General features: G+C 56.9%; 8 protein-coding genes. 3 read left to right on the top strand and 5 right to left on the bottom strand.

The genetic code is table 11. The features are described 5' to 3' along the window. Nucleotides 1–179: 179 nt before the first annotated feature. Entirely contained in the window at nt 180–974 is a 795-nt protein-coding gene (locus AC07U4_RS20105) for a hypothetical protein (RefSeq protein WP_495196748.1), read from the bottom strand. Between the two features lie 282 nt (nt 975–1,256). Between AC07U4_RS20105 and AC07U4_RS20110 the strand changes: the two genes are divergently transcribed. Then, nucleotides 1,257–1,694 carry a flagellar protein FlhE gene (locus AC07U4_RS20110; protein WP_495196749.1) on the top strand — a complete coding sequence of 146 codons (438 nt, stop codon included), beginning with the start codon at nt 1,257–1,259 and terminating at the stop codon, nt 1,692–1,694. 132 nt (nt 1,695–1,826) lie between these two features. On the opposite strand, the gene AC07U4_RS20115 is transcribed toward AC07U4_RS20110, so the two are convergent. Continuing rightward, nucleotides 1,827–2,516, bottom strand: coding sequence for a hypothetical protein (locus tag AC07U4_RS20115; protein ID WP_495196750.1), 690 nt, complete (start codon nt 2,514–2,516; stop codon nt 1,827–1,829). 32 nt (nt 2,517–2,548) lie between these two features. Further along, nucleotides 2,549–3,181: an SOS response-associated peptidase gene (locus tag AC07U4_RS20120; RefSeq protein ID WP_495196751.1), complete on the bottom strand. Its 633-nt coding sequence runs from the start codon at nt 3,179–3,181 to the stop codon at nt 2,549–2,551. Nucleotides 3,182–3,241: 60 nt separating this feature from the next. On the opposite strand from AC07U4_RS20120, the gene AC07U4_RS20125 reads away from it, so the two are divergent. Further along, complete coding sequence (locus AC07U4_RS20125) at nt 3,242–4,276, top strand: IS110 family RNA-guided transposase (RefSeq protein ID WP_495196752.1); 1,035 nt, start codon at nt 3,242–3,244, stop codon at nt 4,274–4,276. Between the two features lie 330 nt (nt 4,277–4,606). After that, the gene (locus AC07U4_RS20130) at nt 4,607–5,062 is read left to right on the top strand and encodes a hypothetical protein (protein WP_495196753.1); all 456 of its coding nucleotides are present in this window, start codon (nt 4,607–4,609) and stop codon (nt 5,060–5,062) included. A 164-nt stretch (nt 5,063–5,226) separates the two neighbouring features. On the opposite strand, the gene AC07U4_RS20135 is transcribed toward AC07U4_RS20130, so the two are convergent. Together AC07U4_RS20135 and AC07U4_RS20140 are read right to left on the bottom strand one after the other, a co-directional pair. Continuing rightward, nucleotides 5,227–5,496, bottom strand: coding sequence for an HU family DNA-binding protein (locus AC07U4_RS20135; RefSeq protein WP_495196754.1), 270 nt, complete (start codon nt 5,494–5,496; stop codon nt 5,227–5,229). A gap of 142 nt (nt 5,497–5,638) precedes the next feature. Beyond that, nucleotides 5,639–6,000, bottom strand: a 362-nt coding sequence (locus tag AC07U4_RS20140; protein ID WP_495196755.1) for an AAA family ATPase, incomplete at its 5' end; no start/stop codon positions are given.

A 6,000-nucleotide genomic window follows, 5' to 3' on the forward strand; every position in this document is an offset into this window, starting at 1 on the left:
CCACTATAATGAATTATAGCAGTTCTGCGCACCTTAAGTTATGATTAGGCAGGTAACTTTTATATGGGTCACCTATCCGGCCGATATCTATTGGAGGGCTTGCTGATTACCTCTTTCGCTCGACCCAAGATGCCGGACATGACGCGACCTAATTGACGGATCCGGGCTCCATAAACTGCCTATATCAATTCTCTAAGAAAGGACAGGGTCGTTGATGATTGCGTGTTCCCTGCTTTAACTGAGTCTACTAGGAGGTTTATCATCGCTACGGGAAGCCCAAGCTTCCCATAGAGATCAACCTTAATCTTATCAAAAGGGTCGGTTGACGATGCGGACGCAGCTTCATTAGCATCGACGTCGCCGTATCCGGTCAGCTCCTTTTGTGGATCATAGACCAACGTCTTGATTCCTAGACGACTATCTCGGCGAACCATGCCAATATCGGAAGCCACCACCTCTACCTGCCCAAGATCAGCGCCATTTCTTTTGGCTAGTATGTACATGTCGGTCATATTGTCGAGGTCGGATGATGATAGCTCGGATAAGAAGCTAGATGAGCCTAACCTCCCCTTTCGTTCCGTATCGCTAGAACGTATATTCGAGATATCGGAATTGTTTCCTTTTAACGCCTCGATTATATTCCCTTTATCTAAAGAAATCCCAGCCTTCAGCCCATCATTGACCATCTTCGAAGCGGCGGTATCAAAGATGTAGTTATTATATCGCTCCACGTTTATGTATGCGCCGGGACTTACCGTTCCCCGATTATAACCGGTAAACGGTTCCATGTGCTCTTGCCGCACATATGCATTCGCAGCCTCGAACATAGCCGAAGCGGATTGAGCTTCCTGGGACAAAGAGGCGCGAGTTAGACCGGCAGGGCCGTTCACAGGTGCCTCCGGCCCCTTGATCGCCTCCGTTCGGGTCGCCGTCGTCTGGACGAGCCGCGCGATGGATGTAGCCTCGACCTTCATGGTAACCTCATGTTCGGGTAGCTGTAACCCGATACATCAAAACGACCAGCCAACGGAATTCTTTCGAGAAATCTTTGTTGCACGTCGGTTTAAAATGGATAGCTGGACCACACGCAGGTAAGCGCACGATCAGATTGGCTGCCGTAAGACGCAGTATCAAACAACCATGCGATTGACTTAGCGTCTGTAGGAGGAGGGGCGCCATCAGCTTCCCAGTCTTTTCCTTGCAATGGATTCACGCTAACGCGTCAATGCCAGATGGGCTGGCATGGGAGAGCGTTGATGCACGGTTTTGCGAAGATGGCTTTGGCTGGTGTCGCCCTAGCCTCGGCCTCCGCTGCGCTTGCAGCGAATTACAATTGGACGCAGAGCCTGACAGGACCGAACGTCTACGGCACAGACAGCGAGGATTCCAACTTCTTCACAACGCCTCAAGCGGCGAAGAAGACCGGATCCAAGGTAACGACGCTTTCTTGGTCGTATGGCCGGTATAACAACGGGTCCGCACAGCAGAAGGTGAAGATATGCTACGCCGACCGTTACGGAACAACCTACACGACGTGCGTCGACGTTTCCAGTGCCTCGTCGGGCACCACTAGCGTATTTTCAGGATTCGACGCTGCTGGTAAGTTCAAAATGACATTCACTCTCCAAGGCGGCGGAAACTATCCGGCAACCGCAGGTTTCCAGAACTCGATTCTTGTGAACTACACAGCCTGATGTAGGTACGATAAGTGTGTCGATAGCGTGAGATCCCGCCGTCGACACACTTTGACTAGTAGGGTATGCGCGCGGCGCACACCTTGTTAGCAGCGCTACATGAATCTGTGAGGGCAATGCTGGCTATCATAGTCATTTCTCTGATTTAGGATCAATAGTCGGGCCGCGCTTCCATGACCCGGTAGGCCTTATGCTTACGTTCTTAGTCGCAGCGGGAACGATCAAGTCACGGGTAAGGATCCAGGTTGTCGCCGGATCGGACGCGATAATGCGGCCACGGAAACTTTTCTCGCCTATCTGGTATATAAAGCAGCATCCAAAAGATGCTGATTTTGAAAATATATCGATATCATACTTGGCTGCCTTCGAGCCTGCGGGGGCTGCACCTAGGATGCCAGAAGCTAGGAGACACATAACGCCGATTACAGTAAGAATACGATTGATTTGACCTTTGTTCCTATTAGAAAAGTCTGTTGCCGCGCGGCTGAAGCGCCAGCCCCTGCTATTACCATAGACGACTAGGGCACACGCAGCGATTATACATCCGAGCTCTAGCAGCAATATGGGAAATAGCCAAATGGCCCCGTTACATGCGGCGTAAATGGTCGCGTAATAGCCGTGTATGATCGTCTCGAATGGTCGCGAATCAACTACACCAAAGGCTAAGCCAAAGTGCTCTAGCATCTCAGACCTGTAAGTATATCCTGCGAGATAGCCCCATGACGCCGCAATTGAGGTAAGCGCAGCCAAATTTGCAAAGGCTGATTTAAAAACACCCTCGCCAGTCATCAGCTTGATCGCGGAAACATCTACGTTTTGCATGGCTCCTCAAAAACCTCTATTGCTATAATTCGCTAAATTTGGCTCATCAGTTGAGAAGGGTAGGGAGCGACAAGGTCACGCACTTCATCCCAAGGCGACACCAGCCACTTATCATAGTCCTCGTCATGAAGTATAACAGGCATCGCCTTGGGATGTATCGGAGCGACGATAGAGTTTGGCTCCGTGGTGAGGAAGCCAAAGGCGTTGCCCCGGTCCGCTGGCCGCCAGATGCCAGCGAACGCGAAGATCGGGCGGCTCGGTACGTCAAACCAGTGCAGCGGCTTTTTGCCGTCCTCACTAGGAGCTAACCCGTACTCGGAGAACGATGTCACCGGCACCAGGCAGCGCCGCGTCGGCGTGCTTAGCATTGACCGCCAGAAGCCTGAGGTAAGGTTCCGCACGTTGGTCACGTACTTTGTCAGCTTCGTCGCGGTGTCGCGTTTGCTCGGGACCTGCGTCGGCACACCCCATTCCATGCGCTCGATCCGCCGATCGCCGCCATCCTGCACGATTACAGCCCCATAGGACGGGGTCTTTTTTCCAGTAGGGAAGATATCATCCGCCGGAAACGTCTCATCGACCTCATAGGGAGGGCGGATGCCGAACGTCGCCGCCACTTCGGCCTGCTTCGCCGTCAGCCTATAGATGGGGTGATTGCGGTTCACACTCTTCGACGCACACCGTGATTGGCGCCGGCATGGGGCCGGCAGACGCGGAGTAGTGCCATGACGCAGTATGTTGGACTCGACGTCTCGCTTGCCGAGGTAGCGATCTGTGTGGTCGACGAAGACGGGACGATCGAGTTCGAGGGCACCGATCCGTCCGAGCCCGACGCCATAGCCGACTGGCTGCTCGAACGTGACGTTCATCCAGATAAGGTCGGGCTGGAGATCGGCGGCCTCGCGCGCTGGCTGTATTCCGAGCTTGCCACTCTTGGCCTACCGATGATCTGTATCGATCCTCGCCGGCTCCGCGCACTGACCAAAACCATGCCGGTGAAGACTGACCGGAACGACGCGCGCGCCATCGCTCAGGTGATCCGAGTTGGCTGGTATCGCCCGGTCCACATCAAGAGCCTGGTCGGCCAAGAACTGCGCATGCTGCTGGCCAACCGCAAGACGCTCCTCGTCAAATACGGCGACATCGAGAACGAGGTGCGCGGCACGCTCCGCGCCTTCGGGCTGAAGCTCTCTGGCCGGATCGCTTCCGGGCAGTTCGAGCAGCGCGCCATGGAGCTGGTTGAGGACCGACCGAGGCTTGCCGCCATGGTGAGGCCGATGCTCATCGCGCGAACAGCGTTACGCGAGCAGTGTGGCGTGCTGCACAAGATGCTGCTCGATGCCGTCGCCCGGGACGACACCTGCCGACGCCTCATGACCGTGCCTGGCGTTGGAGCGGTCACGGCCGTCACCTTCCTCGCCGTCATCGATGACCCGAGCCGCTTCCAGCACTCGCGCGATGTAGGTGCCCACCTTGGCATGACGCCCAGAAAGTATGCCAGCGGTGAGGCGGATTGGAACGGCTCGATCTCCAAGACAGGCGACGCCCTAATGCGCACGACGCTTTACCAGGCGTCTCTGGCGCTGCTGACGTGGTCGAAGCGCTGGTCGACGCTGAAGGCGTGGGGCATGGCCGTGGCGAAGCGGCGAGGGCTGCGGAGGGCCATTGTCGCGGTCGCGCGTAAGCTGGCGATCGTCATGCACCGCATCTGGGCCGACGGTACCGAGTTTCGTTGGACGCGCGAGGAAGCCACCGCATGATGGTCTGATCCCGCGCGACCCGAACCAGCTCCGCCGCGAGGCGGGGGCAAGCCGAGAGAACGAGGTCGAGGCGACTGCGCTGTAACCGGAGTGCCACCAGAGCCCGTCCAAGGTAGATAGCAGCCCTCGATCAGCCATCGAACGACCCATGGTGAGGCGGCTCCGCGCCGACCTCGGACACGAGCTCGAACCTCGGAAGGCCCAACCATGATACTGACCCGGTCAGGCGCTCAGCTTGGTCGCGGCGAACGTCGTCTATTCTCTCGCGAACGTCTGAATCTTGGGGAAGCGGTCATTGCGGTGTCGGCTTGCTGTATATAGCACGCGGCTATGAGCGAGCAAAAGCCGGTATCCGACGGCGCCACTTACCGCCATTTCTTCGAGGACGGCGAGGTAAGGCCGGGATTTTCAAAGCAGTATATTTCGTTGTGGTCGGAATGGCTGGGGAAGGACCGACTTCACCTATTAGATGAAGTTTCTGAAGACGAGTGGTCAAGGTTTAACCGAATGCTGTTGGCCGCCTTCGATGTTTTCCGTATGGGTGTGGTCAACCACATGGCGCAGACCGTTGATTTCCCTGAGAAGCTTGAGCCGCTCTTAGACGATTACCAGACAAGCAGAAATAAGGACGGCTCGCGATTCTTGCAGTTCGTCATTCCAGACTTGGACTGTGTGCTGTCAGAGGAGTGGGATTATACATACATACTCTGGCATCGGAGCATAGAGGCTTTGGATGCGATAAAGCCTCTGCTCGTTCAGGAAAAGCTGGAGCATTTCGCAGAGTAGCTTTTCCGTCGGGGCCACGGTGCAGACCGTGCCTGCGCGACGACTACAAAATGGGCGTCGGCCGTAACTCGGCTTTCCGCTTGCGGCCAGAACCGCAATCACACAACCGATTGCACATCCGCGCCTCCTATCGGCGCCGGCGACCGATCGCCGGCGCATGTCCGTCAGAGCTTGTCCTTCAGGCCCTTGGCGGCGGTGAACGACACCTTCTTCGACGCCGCGATCGTCATGGCTTCCCCGGTCGCCGGGTTGCGGCCTTGGCGCTCCGGCCGATCCTTGACGGCAAACTTGCCGAACCCAGGAACGGAGACTTCGTCGCCCTTCGCTGCCGCGTCTGCGATCTGATCGAAAACCGCCGTGATCGCCTTCTTGGCGTCGGCCTCGCTCGAACCCGTCGACATGGCAACGCCCTTAGCCAGCTCGCTGATGTTCATGCTATTCATGCTCCCTAGAAAAACGAGCGGGATCCTTACCCATGACGAGCGACGACACAAAGACCGTGCTGGATGGGGTGACGACACGAAAGTGTGTTTTGCGTACGCCAGCGAAGAACGCGAGGTGAACGGCGGAGGTGGGTCAGCGTGAAGGCCAAACCCAGCGGAAGTAATGGTCTTCGTCGCTGTGCAGGAATGTCTCGCCGCAGTCCTTCTCCAGCCGGTATGTTCTGGTGTCCGGATCGCCTGCCAAGCCGGAGAGCAGCCGTTCGCTGTGCGAGACGACGACGATCTGGCAGGTCTTTGCCGCTGTGGTCAGGAGCCGGGCCAGCGGGTCCAGCAGGGTTGGGTGGAGACTGGATTCCGGTTCGTTGAGGATGAGGATTTCCGGCTTGCTCGGCGCGAGCAGCGCGGCGCACAACATGATGTAGCGCAGGGTGCCGTCCGATAGTTCGCTGGCCCGCAGCGAGCGGAGCAGACCGCGCTGCCGCATGGCGACGCTAC

The organism is Sphingomonas sp. GW821-FHT02B09 (genome assembly GCF_059421875.1).